This is a genomic window from Mesorhizobium sp. LNHC209A00 (assembly GCF_000502915.1).
In the GTDB taxonomy this organism is placed as follows: Bacteria; Pseudomonadota; Alphaproteobacteria; order Rhizobiales; family Rhizobiaceae; genus Mesorhizobium.
The window spans coordinates 36,863-57,924 of sequence record NZ_AYWT01000011.1 but is presented as its reverse complement, the minus strand read 5'-3'; the positions used below and the strand labels follow the sequence as shown (position 1 = coordinate 57,924).

19 protein-coding genes are annotated in these 21,062 nt (G+C 59.0%); 14 read left to right on the top strand and 5 right to left on the bottom strand.

Annotated features, from left to right (window positions below):
* Positions 1 to 49: 49 nt before the first annotated feature.
* The 3 genes from paoC to paoA are packed head-to-tail and all read right to left on the bottom strand — an operon-like array spanning position 50 to position 3,879.
* A complete protein-coding gene (gene paoC / locus X739_RS143380; protein WP_023795450.1) occupies positions 50 to 2,257 on the bottom strand; it encodes an aldehyde oxidoreductase molybdenum-binding subunit PaoC in 2,208 nt (735 codons plus the stop codon).
* A gap of 3 nt (positions 2,258 to 2,260) precedes the next feature.
* Positions 2,261 to 3,211 (bottom strand): xanthine dehydrogenase family protein subunit M, encoded by a 951-nt coding sequence (locus X739_RS143385; protein WP_031252231.1) that lies wholly within the window; start codon positions 3,209 to 3,211, stop codon positions 2,261 to 2,263.
* Positions 3,208 to 3,879, bottom strand: a complete 672-nt coding sequence (gene paoA, locus X739_RS143390; protein WP_023795448.1) for an aldehyde dehydrogenase iron-sulfur subunit PaoA — start codon at positions 3,877 to 3,879, stop codon at positions 3,208 to 3,210. The genes X739_RS143385 and paoA overlap by 4 nt, the downstream gene beginning before the upstream one ends.
* Before the next feature lie 1,397 nt (positions 3,880 to 5,276).
* Here paoA and X739_RS0135045 point away from each other — a divergent pair.
* Together X739_RS0135045 and X739_RS143395 are read left to right on the top strand one after the other, a co-directional pair.
* Positions 5,277 to 5,501: a DUF680 domain-containing protein gene (locus tag X739_RS0135045; protein WP_023795447.1), complete on the top strand. Its 225-nt coding sequence runs from the start codon at positions 5,277 to 5,279 to the stop codon at positions 5,499 to 5,501.
* A 367-nt stretch (positions 5,502 to 5,868) separates the two neighbouring features.
* Positions 5,869 to 6,216, top strand: coding sequence for a DUF302 domain-containing protein (locus X739_RS143395; RefSeq protein WP_348625769.1), 348 nt, complete (start codon positions 5,869 to 5,871; stop codon positions 6,214 to 6,216).
* A gap of 287 nt (positions 6,217 to 6,503) precedes the next feature.
* On the opposite strand, the gene X739_RS143405 is transcribed toward X739_RS143395, so the two are convergent.
* A complete protein-coding gene (locus X739_RS143405; RefSeq protein ID WP_023795444.1) occupies positions 6,504 to 6,968 on the bottom strand; it encodes a YidB family protein in 465 nt (154 codons plus the stop codon).
* 509 nt (positions 6,969 to 7,477) lie between these two features.
* Between X739_RS143405 and X739_RS143410 the strand changes: the two genes are divergently transcribed.
* Positions 7,478 to 7,861, top strand: coding sequence for a DoxX family protein (locus X739_RS143410; protein WP_023795443.1), 384 nt, complete (start codon positions 7,478 to 7,480; stop codon positions 7,859 to 7,861).
* A 346-nt stretch (positions 7,862 to 8,207) separates the two neighbouring features.
* Here X739_RS143410 and X739_RS1000000169465 read toward each other — a convergent pair whose 3' ends face one another.
* Positions 8,208 to 8,423, bottom strand: coding sequence for a hypothetical protein (locus X739_RS1000000169465; RefSeq protein WP_156939917.1), 216 nt, complete (start codon positions 8,421 to 8,423; stop codon positions 8,208 to 8,210).
* Positions 8,424 to 8,967: 544 nt separating this feature from the next.
* Here X739_RS1000000169465 and X739_RS143415 point away from each other — a divergent pair.
* The 11 genes from X739_RS143415 to X739_RS01000000166425 all read left to right on the top strand — a co-directional run bounded on the left by X739_RS143415 (position 8,968) and on the right by X739_RS01000000166425 (position 20,092).
* On the top strand, positions 8,968 to 9,456 hold the full coding sequence (locus X739_RS143415; RefSeq protein WP_023795442.1) for a heme-binding protein: 489 nt from the start codon (positions 8,968 to 8,970) through the stop codon (positions 9,454 to 9,456).
* Positions 9,457 to 9,594: 138 nt separating this feature from the next.
* Positions 9,595 to 10,326, top strand: coding sequence for a gluconate 2-dehydrogenase subunit 3 family protein (locus X739_RS0135040; protein ID WP_084056441.1), 732 nt, complete (start codon positions 9,595 to 9,597; stop codon positions 10,324 to 10,326).
* 17 nt (positions 10,327 to 10,343) lie between these two features.
* Positions 10,344 to 12,122, top strand: a complete 1,779-nt coding sequence (locus X739_RS143420; RefSeq protein ID WP_031252220.1) for a GMC family oxidoreductase — start codon at positions 10,344 to 10,346, stop codon at positions 12,120 to 12,122.
* Positions 12,123 to 12,166: 44 nt separating this feature from the next.
* Positions 12,167 to 12,823 carry a c-type cytochrome gene (locus X739_RS0135035; RefSeq protein ID WP_023795439.1) on the top strand — a complete coding sequence of 219 codons (657 nt, stop codon included), beginning with the start codon at positions 12,167 to 12,169 and terminating at the stop codon, positions 12,821 to 12,823.
* Positions 12,824 to 12,896: 73 nt separating this feature from the next.
* Positions 12,897 to 13,100, top strand: coding sequence for a hypothetical protein (locus X739_RS1000000169460; protein WP_023795438.1), 204 nt, complete (start codon positions 12,897 to 12,899; stop codon positions 13,098 to 13,100).
* Positions 13,101 to 13,113: 13 nt separating this feature from the next.
* The gene (locus X739_RS143425) at positions 13,114 to 13,683 is read left to right on the top strand and encodes a cytochrome c oxidase subunit II (RefSeq protein WP_023795437.1); all 570 of its coding nucleotides are present in this window, start codon (positions 13,114 to 13,116) and stop codon (positions 13,681 to 13,683) included.
* Positions 13,670 to 15,310, top strand: coding sequence for a cbb3-type cytochrome c oxidase subunit I (locus X739_RS143430; RefSeq protein ID WP_051410616.1), 1,641 nt, complete (start codon positions 13,670 to 13,672; stop codon positions 15,308 to 15,310). Before X739_RS143425 ends, X739_RS143430 begins: the two co-directional genes overlap by 14 nt.
* 86 nt (positions 15,311 to 15,396) lie before the next feature.
* Positions 15,397 to 16,170 (top strand): c-type cytochrome, encoded by a 774-nt coding sequence (locus X739_RS143435; RefSeq protein ID WP_023795435.1) that lies wholly within the window; start codon positions 15,397 to 15,399, stop codon positions 16,168 to 16,170.
* Between the two features lie 295 nt (positions 16,171 to 16,465).
* Complete coding sequence (locus tag X739_RS143440) at positions 16,466 to 18,439, top strand: FUSC family protein (protein WP_023795434.1); 1,974 nt, start codon at positions 16,466 to 16,468, stop codon at positions 18,437 to 18,439.
* Complete coding sequence (locus X739_RS143445) at positions 18,436 to 18,639, top strand: DUF1656 domain-containing protein (protein WP_023795433.1); 204 nt, start codon at positions 18,436 to 18,438, stop codon at positions 18,637 to 18,639. The genes X739_RS143440 and X739_RS143445 overlap by 4 nt, the downstream gene beginning before the upstream one ends.
* 334 nt (positions 18,640 to 18,973) lie before the next feature.
* Positions 18,974 to 20,092 carry an HlyD family secretion protein gene (locus tag X739_RS01000000166425; RefSeq protein WP_051410615.1) on the top strand — a complete coding sequence of 373 codons (1,119 nt, stop codon included), beginning with the start codon at positions 18,974 to 18,976 and terminating at the stop codon, positions 20,090 to 20,092.
* Positions 20,093 to 21,062 lie beyond the last annotated feature (970 nt).

Here is a 21,062-nt window from a genome sequence, read left to right as displayed (position 1 = left end):
CGGCGTCCCTGATGAAGGTGCCCAGCGATGGCTGAAGCGCGCTGAAGCCTCAAACCAGTTCGGGTAACTGCTCGAGGAGCTTATCGAGTGTGATCGGATAGTCGCGTACCCGTATGCCGGTGGCGTTGTAAATCGCGTTGGCTATCGCGGCAGCCACACCGCAGATCCCGAGCTCGCCAACGCCCTTGGCCTTCATCGGCGATGAAATCGGGTCCGTCTCATTGAGAAAAATTACATCCTGGTGTGGGGTGTCTGCATGGACAGGCACTTCGTAACTTGCAAGGTCGTGGTTGACAAAGTAACCCAAGCGCTTGTCTACCGCGAGCTCCTCCATCAGCGCCGCGCCGACTCCCATCGTCATTGCGCCGATCACTTGGCTACGGGCCGTTTTAGGGTTGAGGATGCGGCCTGCAGCACATACCGCAAGCATGCGCCGGAGGCGTATCTCGCCGGTTGCTGCATGGACGCCGACTTCTACGAAATGCGCACCGAAGGTCGATTGCTGATATCTCTTGTCGAGATCGCCATATTCCATCGTATCTTCAGCGACAATGCCATTCTCGCCTGCGGCCTCGGCGAGCGGTACGCTGCGATTGCCCGAGCGAACTTGGCCGTCTGTGAAGACGGCGGATGTCGAATTGAACCCCAGCTTTTTTGACACGCGTTCGCGCAGCGTGACGCACGCCGCGTAAACGCCGGCAGTCGAACTATTGGCGCCAAACTGGCCGCCGGAGCCAGAGGAGGCAGGGAAGCTAGAATCGCCCAGCCGCACCTCTATCCTGTCGAGCGGCAGGCCCATCATCTCAGCGGCAGTCTGCGCGATGATCGTATAGCTTCCAGTGCCGATGTCGGTCATGTCAGTTTCGACTGTAACGATCCCTCTATTGTCCAGCCGAACACGCGCCGCCGACTTCTGGACGAGGTTGTTGCGGAATGCTGCTGCAACACCCATCCCGAGCAACCAGCGTCCCTCGTTCGTCTTCCCAGGTATTGGACTGCGCCTGCTCCAGGCAAAACAGTCGGCGCCGGTGCGCAGACATTTGATCAGCTGGCGCTGTGAGAAAGGTCGCTCAGGCTGCTCGGGATCAACCTGAGTGTCATTCAGGATGCGAAACTCGATGGGATCGAGTCCGAGTTTCACTGCCATTTCGTCCATGGCGATCTCCAAAGCCATCATGCCTGAGGCCTCACCGGGCGCACGCATGGAGTTGCCTTCTGGGAGATCGAGCTCGGCCAGCCGCGTTGCGGTCATGCGGTTGGCGCCGGCATAGAGCAGCCTGGTCTGCTGTACCGCATATTCAGCCCTCCCGCCTGATAAATTGCCTGACAGGCTTTCGTGGCCGATCGCAGTTATCCTCCCGTCGCTGGATGCGCCGATGCGAATACGCTGGATGGTCGCTGGTCGATGCGTTGTGTTGTTGAACACGAGCGGCCGTTGCAGTGTCAGTTTCACGGGGCGCCGGGCAGCGCGCGCCCCAAGAGCCGCAAGAACGGCGTCGGCGCGCAGGAACAATTTGCTACCGAAGCCGCCCCCCACAAATGGCGAAATGAGGCGGATCTTCTCCCTGTCTATCCCGAGCGTCTGGGCAAGATCTACCGTGCACCAACGGATCATCTGGTTCGAGGTCCACACCGTTAGCTTGTCCTCATCCCACGCAGCAATCGAGGCATGCGGCTCCATCATCGCGTGGGACTGATCGGGTGTCGTGTAGGTCGCATCAAGCGTCACTGCCGCGTTAACGAATGCGGTGGTGAAATCGCCTACCGCGGTGTCGGCCGGGCCGCCATACACCGTCCTCGGATTGACTGCGCTTGATTCTGCCGCCACCAGATCGAAGCTGCCGCTGGAACGGATATATTTGACGCGAACCAATTGTGCTGCCGCGCGGGCCTGCTCGAAAGTCTCCGCCACAACAAGCGCGATCGCCTGGTGATAGTGTTCGACCAAAGGACCGCCGAGCAGCTTTGCAGCGTTGCGACAACCCTTTCCCAGATCGCCAGCATTTTCCGCCGTGACAATGGCGAGCACGCCGTGAGCGGCTTTCGCCTCTGTCAAGTCGATCGAGGCAATCCGCCCCTTGGCTATGGCCGACCCCACGACATAGCCATATGCCGGGTCCGGGACGATATCGCGCCATTCATAGGCATAGGTTGCCGCTCCGGTGGTCTTGAGCGGCCCATCGATCCGGTCGACCGGCCTGCCCACCACCTTGAGCTGGTCGATAGGGTTGGTCGTGGCGGGGGTGTCGAATCTCATGGCTCAACTCGTCGCTTCCGCCAGCACCGACGCGAGCGTACGCTCTGTCAGCGGCAATTTGAATGCGTTCTCAACGGTGGTTCTGGCACCAGCCAGCAGCTGCGCCGTCACGGCACGGGCGCCGCGCGGCATCTCGGCCTCCGCCGCCTCGACGCGCCAAGGCTTAGGCGCGACGCCGCCCAAAGCCACGCGGCCGCTCCCATCCGGCTGCACGATCGCGCCAACCGACACGAGGGCAAATGCATACGAGGCGCGGTCGCGGACCTTGCGGTAGATATGTTTGCCGCCGATCGGCCTGGGCAGCGTGACCGCAGTGATCAACTCGCCGCATTCCAGTGTCGTTTCGATGTGCGGCGCATCGCCGGGCAGCCGGTGCAACTCGGAGATAGGTATGCTCCGCGTCGTGCCGTCTGGACGCACTGTCGCCACCTTTGCATCAAGTGCGCGCAGTGCCACAGCCATATCGCTTGGATGGGTCGCAATGCACGCCTTACTTGTGCCGATAATGGCGTGCTGACGGCTGAGCCCGCCAATGGCCGAGCAACCGCTGCCGGGTCGGCGTTTGTTACAAGGCTGGTTGGTGTCGTAGAAATATGCGCATCGCGTGCGCTGCAGCAGGTTGCCAGCGGTCGTAGCCCTATTGCGCAATTGGCCCGAGGCGCCGGCGAGCAGTGCAAGAGAAAGCAACGCATAATCGTGCCGCACGCGCTTGTCGGCGGCGAGGTCGGTATTGCGTACCAAGGCGCCAATGTGCAAGCCGCCTTCAGCTGTGGCTTCGATCCTGTCAAGCATCAGTCCGTTCACATCGATCAGGTGCGTCGGCGTTTCGATTTCAAGCTTCATTAAATCGAGCAGGTTGGTTCCGCCCGCGATGAACTTGGCTGCCTTGGTGCGCGCAGCGGCAGAGGCGGCTTCGGCAGGCGATCGCGCACGTTCATAGGTGAAGGATATCATGACCGCCATCCGGCTACTTCGGTGATTGCTTCGATGATGTTGGAGTAGGCGCCGCAACGACATATGTTGCCGCTCATCCGTTCGCGCAGCTCATCGGCCGTGAATTGCGGAGATGCGGTCAATTCCGTGCTGGCAAGGCTTGGGATGCCAGCCTTGATCTCATCGAGCACAGCGACAGCCGAGCAGATCTGTCCGGGCGTGCAGTAGCCGCACTGGTACCCGTCATACTCCACGAAAGCGGCCTGCATCGGATGCAGGCGATTGGGCGTGCCTAATCCCTCGATCGTGATGATGCTATCGCCCTCGTGCATCACCGCCAGAGTGAGGCACGAATTAATCCGTCGCCCGTTCACGAGCACCGTGCAAGCACCGCATTGACCGTGATCACAGCCCTTCTTTGTCCCGGTAAGATGCATGTGCTCGCGCAGCGCGTCCAACAGCGTGGTCCGCGTGTCGAGTTCGTGTTCGTGGTGCTGTTTGTTCACGACCAAGGAGGTCATGACCATGACTGGCTCCGCTGATCGATCAACCTCGTCGAAGGAGCTCGCTTGCATGTCGTTTGTATAGGCTGTTGCAATCGCGACAGCAGAAGCTGTTCCTACATTCAAGGTGGCGGACCGACCAATAGCCCGGGCGCGACTGCTTTCTCCCTCGTGCTCGATCCCCATGTCCCTTCCTTCCTCAGAATGAGTAGCGTTGCTCACAGCGGCCGGCTCGGGAGCGTGTCGAGCAGTGACCGCCGTCGTCCATGACTTTGGCCGGTGCAGATGCCACTACGTGCCTTTGACGGCACATGAAGACAAAACGTAAGGCTGCATCTATGCCCCAGCATCGAGCGAGTCCTTCACCCTGCCCCGGTAGCGCACCTCCCCGTGGACTGGGGGCGTAGCGCTCCGACTTTCCAGGACGGCCTTCATTGGACCTGCTGGCAGTCAACATTCCTGCAACGGTGCATAGCGTATTTCCAGCCGGCCCGCGCGTCGTATGCGCCGGCGTCGCCGGGCAAACTCAGGATGGGCAGGAAGAACTGACGGACCACAAGATGTGAACAAGCCGACTCCCTCGGATAGAATCCTCCAGGGAGAATTTGTCTTCGCGTCCTCCCAGCACGTGCTCGAACAAAAATAGTATTGGCATGGGTTTTTCCGCACGACGCACTCACAATTTATGCAACGCATTGAATGCCTCCTGTTTTACACTAGGACCGCAGCCGAAAAACTTGTTTTGAGGTCCGCCAGTGGCGCGGCCCAGTGGAGTCATAAAAACGCGCTTGCAGCTCAAAACTCACAATTGATGCGTCGCGTCCAAATCTAGCAACGTGCTCGACTAATATGCTGTCAAATTGTTCCGACCACAGCTTTCCAGTGAGATTGGTTACGGCTTTTGCGGTCACCACTTCCTTCCAAGTTGATCCTCAAACCAATTTAAGCCCGATTTTCACGGCGGTGCCATTGTACAGGTGGCTGTGTCCATAATCGGCATGGTCACCGCAATAACACTTTGGTTTGTGACAGTGCCTGGGGAAGTGCGAAGCACCTACCGCAGGCTCAGAGCGGGCCCCGACACGAAGGTAGCCGGAGCTTTCCAGTTCGTGCACTTCCACACGTAGCATCAACGATTGCCGTTCGGGGTAATCATGACAGGTGGAGCACGCGATGCCATCAGCCGACATCCTTGCGCGACAGAACCCACAACGACATTCCGTAATAGTTGATCTGTCCGGGTCCGCAAATATGAGGAAAGCGCGCTCTACGATGACGCGAAGGCAGCCGGTCTGATCCAGAAATATGAGGTGAGCCCTCGGCCGCCGAGAAGGGGGCAACGGCCCCTACAACCCGGGCCCTTAGCTGCAGGGAGAGTCTGATGCTGTGGGACGAAGCCCTGCCCCCCAAACTCCGATCAAAGGGTCACATTTGCTGGCCGCACGACGTCAGAGACCGCCTTCGCCTTCACATCCTAATGCGTTCGTATGGGTCATCCAGCCCGCTGTCTGATCGTCTGGCACGCCCTCAATCCGTATCTTTCATGGGTGCATGCCCTCAAAATCAACGTCGGAGTTACTGAGATGAAAGCGATCGTTTTTGCCGCCGCCCTCTTTGTTTCAGCGGGGACCGCTATTGCCGGAAGCGACCATTATGGGTCGGGCGGTGACCAGCAGCCCGCATCCCCACCTGACAGCAGGCATACTGCCTCGACTAAAAAGGCAGACGGCAATGTCGGCGTGCCACAGACCATGCGCAAGTCGATCTATCCAGACGCGGACTACGGCCAGGGTATCTGGGGCCACTAACACTAATCAAACGAATGTTTTGGAGGATCGACGGGCGACCCGGTCCTTTAAAAGGGTCAACAATACTGCTTTGGAATGTGAAGCCAGCTTCTTGCGCGAGGTGACCCGCGATGTCGTCCGTGGTCTGGCTGCAGCGCCTGACGAAAATCTCTCCGTTAGCGAAGCATTTGGACTACAAAGCCAGTGATGGCGCGATCCTGGCTAGGTGCCGTAATTTAATCTCGTGCGCCACGGTCGTGCGATCAAGGAAGACAGACTGCGAGAGCAATCATGAGTATAGAAAAGGATTTTCACACGAAAAGGAGGCGCAACTGCAATGGTAGAGGGATTGACCACCCTAGGGAGCGTCTTCGGGCCCGAAGAGACCATGAACCGCTTCGAGGCCGAAGTCAGAGCGAACGGACTGACGGTCTTCTGTCATATCGATCATGCGGCAGGAGCAGCCAGCGCGGGGTTGTCGTTGCGGGCAACAGACTTGCTGATCTTCGGCACAGCCAAGGCAGGCACTCCGCTCATGGAGGCAAATCAAACTATCGCGATCGACCTGCCAGTGAAGGCACTGGTATGGCAGGACGAGTCGGGCGCAACATGGTTGTCCTACTATCAGCCGACGTGGCTGGCCCAACACCATAGTCTCGGCGAGGACGTAAGGGCCGCTATCGGGGCGATGGCCGGCAGCCTGGATCAGTTGGCCAGGGCCGCGGTTGGATCATGAACCGGCCATGGGTCCGGCGAACAAACGTCTTGTGAAATGCGACTGCGTTGCGGTTAGTTGTCACTCCGGATCTCGCGCTCCATCGCGGCAATGCGCGCATGAAAAGCCTGGAGAAGAATCGCTGCGAAATCCGCATTAAGAGCCGCATTTAACTTCTCGACCGACCGCCGAAGTCGATGTTCGCAGACAGGAAGGAAGGCAGGCCGCCCCTGGAAGCGGACTAGCTGCTTTATGGCTCGCACTCGATCTTCGGATTTCGCTCTGGCTAGGTCGTTGCTCAGTCACCTTCAGTTTGCGTGCTCTGCAACATCGTCAAGCAGGGATGTCTCATCCGGGCCTTGCCGCGAGTCACCGCGCAAGTCACCATGCGGCGTCAGGTTATTAATCGCCTCCGGCAGATGCCGCGTGGTCGCGACGATGAGCTCGTCGCGCGTAAGTCCTGTTTGGATAGAAAGAAAAGTGAGCGTATCCTCGTCCATGACTGCTTCCACAACTTGCGGCTCGATCGGTTCGTTCGGTCCGGTGCTGACCCAAGAGTCTACCGCAGATCCTGCACCCACATTTCTGAACCGTTCGAGGATGTCGCCGAGAGCGGTCGCTGCCACGCCCTTGAACAGCTGATCAACAGTAATACTCTCCGGATCGCCTAGGTCGTGTTCTCCTGTACGACGGTCAATGCCGCCGACCGTGTCGCGGTTCTGATAGGCTAGAAGCCTAAGCATAGAGATCGCTATTTTTCCCAGATCCGCCATTGGTTTCTCCTAGGTAAAGATTAGATTACCTGTCAAAAGTTAATGTTTTAAGCGCAGAACCTACCCCTCCCCTGCAGTCGCATCCTTATTAGTATAAAAACGGTAACTTTTCAAACCAACGACAATCTGAAGCGGCGGATTACCTTTTCGTTCAGATAGAAAAAATAGTGCTTATAGGGAATACCTCGGGCAGATCGATGCCATATCACTGTCCCAGTTTTTCTTCGTGAGACTGTATCGTGATGCCCTTACAAACCTCAAAGCTTGACAGTGCATTATTGAAAGACTGCTTTGATCCCCTAGCCCCGCCATTGCCTCACTAATGATTTCGAGGTGCATCGCGACGCTGGCGATGAGACAAGCCGTTCCAGGCGATCGAAGAGCGCCTCGGCCGAGCTTCTAGTCTCGGTGATCGACGATGGTTCGGTGTACCAGAATGCAATGTCGGAACCGAGGTAACCTCTGCCGCTTTACCGAACGTCCCGGGAATGCCACTCCAGGAGACCACAATGAATAATGCAATCGTGCTCACCGGACGGGTTCTGCTCTCGCTCATCTTCATTCTCTCCGGCTCTGAAAAGCTGACCGACATTTCCGGCACAGCCGCCTATTTCGGCATGTACAATCTGCCCGCGCCGGGCGCACTTGCCGGCGTGTCAGGTCTTGTCGAACTGGTCGGCGGCCTTGCCGTGCTGGCGGGATTCCAGACGCGCATAGCGGCCTTCGCACTTGCAGCGTTTTGTGTGTTGACCGCACTGATCGCGCATCGGGACTGGGCCGACGTAAATCAGTTGATCCATTTTCAAAAGAATCTGGCGATGGCAGGCGGGTTTTTGCTGCTCGGCGTGGGTGGTGCTGGTGCCCTTTCGGTGGACTCGCGTCGCAGCGGCTGAAGTGCGGCGCGTCGCCTTTGCAGATTTGCCCCTGCCCGGTTTGCGACGCCGTCACCCATCGCTCACATTCGTGGCGGAGGAAAAGGGGCCAACTCTTCCACAGTCCTCTCATGGGAGGCGCCGAGTCTTTGATCGTCGAGCGCTCGGTGGACAGCTGCCAGAATGCGACAGCCTAGCTTGAAGGCATGACTACCTCTCCGCGGGCGTTTATCGCTGTTGTCGTAAGCTGCGTTGTTGTTGCTGAAATGCCCAATATCCTAACCTTCAACGCTTAACTGCGCTTCTTCTCTCCAGCAGTCCGTGCTCCCCTGATAAGGGACGTCTATATTCAATGCCTGATGGATATCTATTTTTCAGGTCCGCTCGCTGGCCCCTCCACCCACGGCGCGTCCTCGCCTACCTCGTTTGAAATGGCGGCGGATCCTTCAGATGTGCATAGTGCGTCGGGGCACACCGACGCCGCCAAGGCGAGCAGCAGGAAAACTGACTGCGATCGCCAGAACATTTCTGCAAATTTATCAATTGAATTTCGGCACAGTCCCGATGCGCCATTGCCAAGCATCAGCTTTCTCCCCTGAGCGAGTTGCCGATCCGGCTCTGCAAGGCGTACCGCTTTCACGCAGCCGCCCGGGGTCCACGCGTTCTCTGTTCTGCTCCCTGTGTCAACGAATTCGATGACGCATTCGCCGTCTAAAGCAGGACCTCATCACTCCGCCTCATCCGGTAGTGCTCCATTTCGGCAACAACGCGTAAATCGCTGCAACAACGGACAAGCACTCAAATTGAACCCGTGGCTGGATAGGGATCGAACAGTCAAGTGCAGTGAGAGAGCATGAAAAAGTCCCTAGCCATTCGCCGATCCTTTCGTCGGGTGCTGTCATGGTCCGTTTGATCCCCTTCTTCTCGCCGATGAGGGGCCGCTCGCCCCGAAACTTCGCTCTGCCAAAGTTCGCGGAACTGTCGTTACCAGGATCATCGAGGTCAACAGTGACCCACGGGTATTCGCGGTGCGAGCCGAAAGTTTCTGTCGTTGTGCGTTTAGATTCTTCACATCGTCCCCAAGTTCGTGTGGTTACCTAGATTAGCTCAAACAAAGGAGCTTCGCGGTGCTCAGGCAAGTTCTCCAAACAGCCATCCCGATCGCACTCGCCATCACCCTCTGCACCGGTGCTGCCGTCACAAACACGCTCCCGTTGCGTCCTGTCCTTACCTTGGAGGCCGCCCGAATGGTGCTGAGGGCGGCCGAGGCCAAAGCAAAGGCCGAAGGTTGGCCATGTGTCATTTCCGTCGTCGACAGCGACGGTTTGCCAATTATTTTGGAGCGCATGGACGACGCGGCCGTTCCGGGTGGGGTTTTACTTGCGCCAGGCAAAGCCCGAACGGCGGCTCTCTTCCGCCGGCCAAGTGGGGCGCTTGAGGACGCAATCAATGGGAAGCGTCCCGCGGCCGTGACCGCCCAAGGCTTCGTTATGATGCGGGGCGGTGTACCGATCACGGTGGGAGGCAATATCGTAGGCGCGATTGGAGTGTCTGCGGATATTCCTGAACATGACGAGGCGATCGCAAACGCGGGTATTGCCGCGCTCACACAATAGTTCCGAGGGCCACCAACATCGATTGATTGAGCGTTTTGCCCATTCGTCATTGCGTGGGCATGTTGAGCAAGGGTAGCGGCGGTGGCTGAATTATCACGTAGAACGCTAATCAAAGGGGCAGGCGCGATCGGGGCGTCGATGGTACCGGCGGCCCTAGTGCCGGACACTGCAACGGCACAAGAACGCCCGGAACACAGCGCTTCTCCGACTCATTATCCTGTGGTTCCAACGACTGCACCAGGAACGTCAGTTCAATCCCAGACCTATCTGTTCTTGAACGATGAGGAAGCTGCATTCATTGAGGCCGCAGTGGCCCGCCTGATCCCAAAAGATGAGCAGTGGGCGGGTGCATTGGAGGCCGGTGTCCCGAATTACATCGACAGGCAATTGGCCGGAGCGTGGGGCGCGGGCGAACGACTGTATCGCAACGGTCCGTGGCAGCCCGGAACGCCAAGCCAGGGTTACCAGCTGCCGTTCACGCCGGGGGAAATGTTCCGAACTGCGCTGGCCGCAATCAATAAGGAACAGTCAACGACCGATCGCCCCTTGGCGACGATGAGCTCCGACGAGTGGGACAGCTATCTAAGGTCGCTCGAGGCGGGGGAAAAGGACCTCGCCGGCGTCCCCTCGGACGTATTTTTCGCGCACCTCTGGCAGTGCACCCTCGAGGGCTTTTTCGCCGACCCTGTCTATGGCGGCAACCGAGACATGACCTCATGGCGGATGATCGGTTTTCCTGGGGCCTACGCATCCTACTACGACCTGGTCGATCAGCATGGGATTAAATTCGATCGGCTGCCCACTAGCCTCGGCGAAGACGTCCACGGGCATGTCCACGTGAACCCTGGCATCCCGGCGAGCTCGCCATAACCAGAGCGGACCTGAAAATGGTTAAACGTCTCCGACCTGTTGATGTAGTTACGATTGGGGTTGGGCTCACTGGCTCGCTCGCGGCACTTGAGCTTGCGAAGGCGGGACTGAAAGTGGTCGGGCTCGAAAGAGGGGCTCCACGCCACACGGTGCCAGATTTCCAATCACCGGCCATGCACGACGAACTCCGCTTTTCGATTCGCAAGGCGATGATGCAGGACAACGTCAAGGAAACGGTGACATTTCGCAACAACTCCGACCAGACAGCGCTTCCGGTCCGTCGCTGGCAGGGTTTTCTGCCGGGAACCGGCTTAGGCGGCTCGTTTGTGCACTGGAATGGTCAGAGCTTCCGCTTCCAGATCGCCGATTTCATATACAAGACGCACCTCCAGCAGCGCTATGGCAAGAACTTCATCAAGGCTTGTGGCCCTGATCTGACGGTTCAAGACTGGGGCGTAACCTATGAAGAGCTTGAGCCGCACTACGATCGGTTTGAGTATCTCCTAGGTGTGAGCGGGAAGGCGGGAAACATCAAGGGGCAGATACAGCCGGGCGGCAATCCATTCGAGGCGCCGCGTTCCCGCGAATATCCAACTGCACCGATGAAGGAGCCATATTTTGGAGCTCTGTTCCGGAAAGGCGCGGCCGATCTCGGCTATCACCCTTACCCGCAGCCGTCGTCTAATTTGAGTGCGCCCTACACCAACCCTGAAGGCCTCAGCCTCCAGCAATGCGTGTTCTGCGGATTTTGCGAGCGCTATGCCTGCGAGCACTTTGCGAAGGCGAGTCCACAAACAGTCATCCTGCCGGCTCTGCTCAATAGATCAAATTATGAACTGCGAACAAACTGTCAGGTCCTGCGCATCAATCTGGACTCCACTCGCAAGAAGGCAACCGGCGTCACCTACTCCGATGCTTCGGGTGCCGAGTATGAGCAACCCGCCGATCTCGTCCTGATCACAGCGTTCCCGCTCAACAATGTGCGGATGCTTCTGCTTTCGGGCATCGGCAAGCCGTACGATCCGAAGACCAGCGAGGGCGTCGTAGGACGAAACTACACCTATCAGACCATCGGCGGACCCACGGTTTTCATGGACCAGGAGATCAACATCAACGCGTTCATGGCATCGGGCTCTGCTGGAACGATGATCGACGATTTCAGCGGCGATAATTTCGATCACTCGCAGTTGGGTTTCATCGGCGGCCAGTACGTAGGTGCGATCATGACCGGCGGCCGCCCGATCGAGTTTCATCCAACCCCGCCTGGGACCCCGACATGGGGTCTCGAATGGAAGCGGGCCGTCGCCCGACACTACAACCACACGGTAGTGATCAATCAGCACGGCACATCGACAGCGAGCCGTCTCAACTATTTGGATCTCGATCCGAATTACAAGGACGCCTGGGGGCAGCCATTGCTGCGCATGACCTTCGACTTTCCGGACAACGACATCCGTATGTCGCAGTACGTCGCCGATAAGGTCGTGGAGATCGGCCATGCGATGGGCGGCAAGACCGTTGTCCGCGGCGGTACTGAGCGACCCTACACGACGACGGTTTATCAGACCACGCACTGTGCCGGCGGGGCCGTCATGGGAGACGATCCCAAGACCAGCGTCGTAAACCGCTATCTGCAGTGCTGGGATGTGCACAACGTGTTCAGCATCGGGGGTTCTGCGTTCCCCCAGAACGGGACGTACAATTATAGTGTGACCATCGGTGCGCTGACGTATTGGGCGATCGACGCGATCAAGAATCGATACCTGAGGTCGCCGGGGGCGTTGGTGCAGGCATGACAACCCGACACCGTTTTGTGTGCGCAGCGACGGCCGTCGTCACTATGAAATTCGGTTTGGTCGGGCTCGCACACACGCAGGGCACACCGCGCCAAACCGATGTCGATCACGGGGCGATCATAGCCGCGCAAGGCGTAGGAGGCGCCCCGGCTTGTGCGCAGTGTCACGCTTTCAACGGCGGTTCCGATGGAAGCGGCGCGTTTCCGCGGATTGCCACCCAGTCAAATTCTTATCTTGCCCAACAACTCCGGGCCTTCGCCTCGGGCGTTCGCGCCAATGCCGTCATGTCTCCAATCGCGAAAGCGCTGTCGGAGGACGACATCGCAGACGTGGCCGCCTATTATGCCGGCGTCAACGCGCCGTACCTGCCGCTGGCGAAGCCTGCACTGGCCCTCATCCAGCATGGCGAGCAACTGGCCAAAGTGGGCAATGCTGCAAAAGACCTTCAGGCCTGCGACAACTGTCATGGACCGGGCGGCGCCGGCCAACCACCCGCAATTCCGTATCTCGCCGGACAATATTCCCAGTACATCACCTTCGAGCTTCGGATGTGGCAACTCGACTACCGCAAGAACAGTCAGGACGTCATGTCGAAGATCGCTGGCAAGCTTGACGATCAGGATATTGCGGCGCTCGCCGCCTACTATCAGCAGATCGTGGGGATAGAGCAAACCCGAGCGTTGCAGCAGGAGATGCGCTGATGNCGCTCGCCGCCTACTATCAGCAGATCGTGGGGATAGAGCAAACCCGAGCGTTGCAGCAGGAGATGCGCTGATGGCCGGAACCGAAAGTGAGGCGGGGCAACGCCCAGCGGCCGACGAGTCTGCGGTGCCGATTGAATGGAACGCGGCGCAGGAAGCGCTGAGGAATGGGCCTCGCGGGGCCTTCCTCGTTGCGGGCATTGCGACGGCGCTTCTCTTCGCAGGCTGGCTCGCGTTCTACTTCCTCCTGTTCCTTCCACGGGGCCCCATTGGTTGAGATTCGACCCAAGTTGATTCAGCACGATCTTCCGGATGCAATTGTTCCGAAGGAGGTGGTTGCTGGGACCGAGAAACGCTGGTTCATCATCATGGGCGCAATGCTGGCGGTGATGATGACCGTCATTGTGGCGACCGGAGTCACCAATGCGCTCCATCCGCCTAGCAATGTGGAGACGGTTGACCCGACGACTCTGCACCTCGGCGGCGAATTCGCCGAAAGCAATCTCGGAACCGCCGTCGATCCTGATGGTTCGCTCACGGTCAGGCTGGTTGCCGAGCAGTATATGTTTGTGCCGTCCTGCACACTGGTCCCGGTCGACACACCGGTCAAATTCCGCCTCACCAGCACTGATGTGATCCACGGGTTCCTGCTTCCCACAACCAATGTCAATACGATGGTGGTCCCGGGATTTGTCGCCGAGGTCCGTACAACATTCAGCCGACCCGGCGTCTACAACATGCCGTGCGATGAATTCTGTGGCGATGGCCATCACGGCATGTGGGCACGCGTAAACGTTGTCCCTCGAGAGCAGTTTCCAAAATTGGCTCCACTTGGAAGGACGAACTGTGCAAAACAGTAGTCGCCTAGCCCTGTATCACTATTGGGTCGCCTTTGCCGTTTTCCTACCGGCCGTGGCACTGGGCGCCTGGCAAATGCTGATGCGCAGCCCGCTGCCGGCTCCGCTCGACGACCCCAGTGCCTACTACACTTCGGTGACGCTGCACGGGTCAGCGATGGCCTATGTGGTCACGACATTCTTTGCGATGGGGTTCGGCTATGCGGTGTCGGCGACCAGTCTGGGTCGTCCCGTTCAGGGCGTCACCGCAGCCTGGATAGGCTTTGGCATTTGCTTGGTCGGCACCCTGATGGTTGTCATCATCGTTCTCTCTGGTCGCGCTTCGGTGCTCTATACCTTCTATCCTCCACTGCTCGCGAGTTCGTGGTATTACCTTGGCACCCTGTTGCTGGTCGGCGGCTCGATGATCTGGGTCGTGCTGATGATCTACAACATGGCCAATTGGAAACGCGACAATCCGCGTCAACCGGTGCCGCTACCGATGTTTGCGATTACCGCGACGGCCCTTCTTTGGGCGTGGGCGTCGAGCGGTATGATCCTTGAACTTGTAAGTGTCATCCTTCCGGCCACCCTGGGCCTCACCACGCAAATCAACGCCGGCCTGGCGCGCACAATGTTCGCCGTTACGCTGCATGCCATCGTCTATTTCTGGCTGATGCCGGCCTACATCGCTTTTTATACGTTGGTCCCGGAAGCAGCGGGGGGACGCCTGTACAGCGACACGATGGGACGACTCACGTTCATAATGTTCCTTATTTTTTCGCTGCCAGTGGGAATGCATCATCTCCTGGCAGATCCGGAGCATGGCGCAGGCTTCAAATTTCTGCATTCTTTCCTCTCGTTCTTTGTCGCTCTGCCGACGCTGCTCACCGTCTTTTCAATTTGCGCGAGCCTGGAGATCGCCGGCCGCGCACGCGGTGGCCGCGGGCTGCTGGGCTGGATTCCAGCACTGCCGTGGCATGAACCAATGGTGCTCGCTGTCGGACTGTCGCTCGTGATGCTCGGGTTTGGCGGGTTCGGCGGCCTCATCAACATGAGCTATGCAATGAACTCAATGATCCACAACACGTCTTGGGTGACGGCGCATTTCCACCTCATCTTCGGCGGGGCTACCGTGATCATGTACTTCGCAATCGCTTACGAGATGTGGCCACGCATTACAGGACGACCGTTGCGTTCCAAAGCGTTGGCACGCTGGCAGCTTTGGCTGTGGTTCTGGGGAATGATGATTGCCACGATCCCATGGCACATCACCGGGTTGATGGGACAACCGCGACGCGTCGCCATCTTCAATTACAGCGACCCATTCGTTGCCCGCATGGGCCCACTAGTAGTCGTGTCAGTCATCGGGGGCCTGATCCTGCTCATTTCGGCGATACTTCTCATTGTCATTCTCGTGCGATCGCAACTCGGTGAGAAGCGGCTCTCAGCGCCGTTACACTATGCTCTTGCGGTGAATCCGCCCAAGCAGGTTCCCGCGTCCCTGAACGGCTTCGCGCTATGGAACACGATCGTCGCTGTGTTGATGCTGGCCGCCTACGGCTATCCGATCGGTCAATTCCTGTTCCTGAAAGCGGCGGTTCCGATCTACGAAGTGACGCGCCAGCCTATCAGTACAGGTGCGAGGTGACGGCCAGCGAACAAGAAACACGCGACCTACGCAATCCCTGGCCGCGGATCGGGTGGGCGGGCACGGCAGCTGTGGTCGCAATTTCCATGGTTCTCGGTTTCACCTTCCTAAGCCGTTATCAACAAAACGAGGCGACGCTCGGACTGCTGGGCGCAATCTGTCGCGGCCTTGGCATCACCAGTGACAGTGGGCCTGCAGCAGAAGAAACGCCCCTCTTGCATACCCCGACACTGGTCGCCTGGACCAGAAGCACGCTAGACCAGATTGCAGCAGGTAACGTGAAGCGTGGCGGGTTCATTGCGATGAATTGTACAGCCTGCCATGGAGAAGCAGGGGTGAGTTCTTCGAGCTTGGTTCCAACACTCGCCGGGATGGATGCGGCGGTGATTTACAAACAGCTTGACGATTATCGCAACAGCAAGCGCCTGTGGGGTGTTATGGCGGCCATGGCGAGGTCATTATCACTTCAGGACTCTGCAGACGTCGCAGCATATTTTGCCGTGCAAGCCGGTGGACTGCCGTCGCTAGGTGCACGGCTTCCCGAGTCGGGACGCAGCTTGTGGGCGAGTGACCCGGCGAAGCGGCTGGTATTTGCCGGCGATCCACAACGCGGAATCCCGCCTTGTTCGGGATGTCATGGCGCCGGCGATTTCAAAATCGGCGCGCCCGTGCTGCAGGGGCAAAACCCCGCCTACCTTGAGCGGCAGCTAGCCGCCTTCGGTCAAGGTGGCAGGCACAACGATATCTATGAGCAGATGCGCGCGACCGCCAAGCAACTCACGCCCGGCGAGAGGCAAGCGCTTGCCGCCTTCTACGGGAAGCCCGGAACCAACCCATCAGAGGGCCCTCCTTGGCGATAACGTGAGCGATGGGTAATCCTTGCGCCTCAGCCGTAACGGAGAAATGGTCATGGCTAAAAGAACAAGCCCAGAATTTGTTGATGGACAGCATGCGCGCGATCTCACGCCATCTGATGAACGGACCTCGTTCGTATCCCGAAATCCTCAGCGATTTAGGCTCCCTCTGACTTCGCTCTGCATCTGGGCAACGCGCGCGACGTTCGGATGGGCCGGAATATAATCCCGGCGTGGGTGTTTCACCTTACCACTGGCACCAACCGTAGCGATGGGCACGCCCTCGAAACCGAAAGCAGCAATGACCCTCGCCAAAAGTGTCCTCCGCACCTTCAACCTTGCCGGGTTTCCGCTTTCGGCTTGGCTCTTTGCGCTACGTATTTGGATCGCCATGATGATGGCGCTATACGCCGCGTTCTGGCTGCAACTCGAAAGCGCGTCGTCTGCTGCGGTCACCGTCGGCATTCTCGCCTTGCAGACGCGGGGGCAGTCCTACCAAAAGGCCGTCTATCGGATCCTCGCTACCGTCGTCGGGGTTGCCGCCTCATTGGTGATCGCTGCGTCGTTCGCACAGAGTCGCGAGCTCTTTTTGGTCGGCTTCGCTGGCTGGCTCGGCCTCTGCGTCTACATCGCAGGACTGTTGGACGGCAACCGGGCCTACGGCGCCGTCCTGGCCGGCTATACTGTTGCCGTGGTTGCAATGACGCAGATCGACGCACCGCAGACAATCTTCCTTGCTGGTATCAACCGGGGCGCTGCAATCGTTATAGGAGTCGTCGCGGTTGCCTTGGTCAGCGACGTGTTAGCCGCTCCGAACGTGCATTCGGCTTTGTCCGACAAGCTCAAGGCTGCTCATCGGCGGGTAGGTCACTTCGCGATCGCCACCCTCGGCGGTGAGAGTGCAGACCCGATCGAGTCGGCGAATCTGCTGCGCGAAATCACCGGTCTTCGGCCTGACATCACCGCGCTTGCTGCCGAATCGAGTCGTGGAGGGGCGCGAGGCGCGGCAGCCCGGAGCGCCGCCGTGGCGTTGGTCGCGGAGGTAAGCGCCGTGGGCGCATTGGCGTCGCTTCCTCCGAAGACCTTGCCATGTCTCCGTAAGGCGCTTGGCGAGGCACTTGCCTGCCCGCTGAGGGAGAGGAGCCGTGCGTTGCAGGACCGCTTGCAAGGCCTCGTGGATGTCGGCTACGCCGACCTACCCGGCGCGCTTTTCGCCCGCCACGCCCTAGACTTGCTGATCCAGAACTCTAGAGCGCAAGACGCTATCGAAGACGTCCTGGCGGATCGCCACCCGGCGCGCGCTATCCATGCACCGATCTACCGATCGCGTCGGGCGGCTTTGCGACACGGGCTGCGCGCCTTTCTGGCGGTGCTGATCTCGGCCATGCTGTTTTCGCTTAGCGGCTGGCCATTCCTGTCGTGGGGCGTTGCCCTAGTGGCGGCCCTTACAGCCCTTAGCGCAACCGTACCGAACGCAAGGGCCTTCGGAGTAAACGCTGTCATCGCGATGCCGATCGCCGCATTGCTTGCTGGCGTAACCGAGTTTATGTTGCTGGACGGCGTCGACCAGTTTCCCCTTCTCGCGATCGGCATGGCGCCGACCGTCCTCGGATCCGCCCTGCTGTTGACGTGCTCAAATCAACAACTGGCCTCGATTGCATTCCTGGTACTCGTCTTCTTCGTCGTGATCCTCTCTCCGGCGGACCCACAGGCCTATAACCCCGAAACCTATCTGTTCTTGAGCATCATCGCGATTGCGTCTGCCATCCTGCTGCGCGTTCTTCTGGGGACTGTGCTCCCGACATCCGACGAGCTTCGGCGGCACTGGTACCTGACATCGGCACAATCGGAGGTGCATAACCTTCTGGTCGGCGGCCGGTCCCCGCGCCCTGATGACGAGGCCCTGTTCCGGGACGCGGATCGCATCGGGCAACTGGCTGCCCTACAGCCCCCCAGTAACGATAATCGCCGAGGCGACCTCCGTCAGGCGGTCTACATTTTCGGATGCGCGGCCGCAGTGCGCCAGGTCCGGACCAAACTCGCCGAACTGTCCGCTCGCTCGGGCGGGCTTCTGGTTGGAGACGCATATTCCGCCTTGTCTGGCTGTGAACCCCGTGGCCTGCGCCAGGCAGCCGCTGATCTCGCGGCCAAGGGAGGGGAGCTCAATCAAGACGCTCATTCGGCAGCTCGCTCAGCGAGCCTGGATCTGATCTGGGTGGCCTTCCTGCTCGAGGCGAGTCCGTCCGGGCTGGATCCACATCGGTCGACCAAATGATGCAAAGCTTTCCGGAATTGACGGCCGGCGGCGTGCTCATCGCTCCTTTCGTGATTTATGCGGGCGCCGCGATGGTGATCTTCGCTATGTTGCGTCCTTTGCTCCGCCTTGTCGATTTCGATCGCGCATTCAGAAATCCAGCTGTTGCGGAATTGGCCCTCTACGCACTAATCCTCGCGCTGCTGATTGTGCTGTTCTAAGCGGGATTACGAAAAATGACCCTGTGTCGTGTAAAAAAGATCATTCGTAAATAAGAAGATAGGGCGCCATAAAAGTGGATCCACCTAGAAGGAGGCACCCTTGCAATCGCCGCACCCCAACTCAGACGGCCAAACCGCTAACTCAGAGGCGGATCGAAGGCTGGCCGACCGCTCCGGGCTTCTCGTTGGCGCCCCCGACGAGAGGGAATGGGCCGCCGCTCTGGAAATGCGCTCGCGGATTGCGGATTCGAGCGAGGATCCTCTGCCTGCCGACCCAAAGTCGACATCGCGAGGGCCGAGGCGGCGCGGGCGCGTCGCTCGTTTCGCTTGGGAAATGAGCCAAACCATAGCGACGTTGCTCGCGCTGCTCCTCGCCGTAGTCGCCGCGCTAGTCATCTGGGATTTCTACGTGACCGCGCCCTGGACGCGAGACGGCACCGTGCGCGTACAAGTGGCGAACATCGCACCTCAAGTTCCGGGGCAGATAACGGAAGTACGGATCGTTGACAACCAATACGTCCACCAAGGGGAGGTGCTTTACGTCATCGATCCCTTCGATTTTCAGGTCGCGCTCGACACAAGCAAGGCGCAACTTCGGCAGGCAGCCGCCGATCTGCAAGTTAAACGGATCGAGGCGGAACGTCGCCGGAGGCTCACTGAGCTCAGTACGTCAATGGAGGAGAAGCAGCTATTTGTCGGCAGCGCCATCCAGGCGCAGGCGGCATTCGACGCTGCCCAGCAGCAGGTTGCGCAGGCTGAAATCAACCTCAGGCGGACGCAGGTACGCAGTCCCGTGAACGGCTATGTCACCAATCTTCTCATGCGGGTGGGCAACTATGCTCAAGTGGGAACGAACAACATTTCGGTAATCGATACCGACAGCTTTTGGATCGACGGGTATTTCGAGGAAACCAAGATGGCTCATGTCTGCGTGGGTGACCGCGCAGAGGCCGCGCTGATGGGGTATCCCGATCCTATCGTGGGGCAGGTCCAGAGCATCACCCGCGGCATCAGCGTCGCAAACGCCGCGCCGAGCACCCAGGGCCTGCCAAATGTCGATCCTGTCTTCACCTGGGTACGCCTAGCGCAACGGGTGCCGGTCCGCATTCGGATCACCGATGTCCCCGCTGGAATTCCGCTCATTTCAGGAATGAGCGCGACAGTGACAGTTCGCGGAGCCGAGGCCCGGGGAAGCGGTAGCTGGCTTCATCAGCGCTTGGCAAGGCTGGAAGACCGCCTGTTTGACACGATCCATAACCGCCGGCCGTCACCGGAGTGCGTGCCGCGGATCGGTGACGAAAGCGGCACTACGGCAATCCTTTCAACACCCAAACCAAGCACACCACTCAATCCTGCAGAAATCGACCCTGCCCTCGCGCCCGAAATGGGCAAGCAGCAGACGGGAGGACCAGGATCTCAGGCACCGCCCCGGCATCAATCGCGGCGACATTGAGGGTGAAGATTATTGTCTCCGTAACCGTACATTCCAGGCCCCGTAGCGCGAGCGCCACGGCGCGCAATGTCGGCAGAGCCGCCCGATCGGCCGAGATCAACCGCATGGCCAGCGCCTTCGAGCATCACGATCTTAAAGAGGGCTGTAACCGACTAGGCAGGAATATCAACGGTTCTGAACATCGCCCCCATCTCCTCGTTTTCGGTCAAGAATCCCAACGAAGCCCTAATCTGGTCGACGCCTTCCGAAGCACCTTCTGGCGGAATCACTGGCGTTCGGCTTCTAGGAGCTGGAAGACAAGGTCAATGAGCCGATCTTGACGATCTCGTCGGCCAACACACCAGACGCGGCCGGTCGCCCAATCGAGAAACGCGATCAACTTCGCTGTACAAATCGAGGCATCAGCCCCGCGTCAGGTGGATGTCGATCGGGTGCACGTCTCGGACGACCAATTCCATCGGGCGCATGCCTTCGATAGAGGGCCGTCCGCGCGAGCGGCTGTCCTCGTAGGCTTTGCGGTTGGTGCGGAACTGGTGGACTTTCCGATGATGTAGCTCTTCCGAAACGAGCGTCCACGGGATCGAACAAGCTTGCTCGAAACTCGAAAAATCGCTAGGCCGGAACCCCCATGACCTGGTCGTCTCGACCAGGAAGTTACGGGCCAATAGCTTGAGGTGTCCCCAAGCTGCGCCGTCTGCCAAAAGCCCTCGGATTTCCTGTTTTAGGTCCTCTGCAATTTTGGCCTTTGTGCCAGTCGTCGAAGGGTACCAAAGCATCCCGCTGCCGACTGATGACTACGCGTCTCTTGCCTTTGTCGGCTCGGCCGTGCCGGCCTCGGCATGCGATCGGCTTCGGACCATTTTGAACGGTCGTTTCAATGGGCTTCAACCGGAGTTGCAACTCGGGTGGGAGTGAAGCCAAACTGACGAGATAATGCTTGCCCGCGTTGCCACCCTTACCCTGAACAACG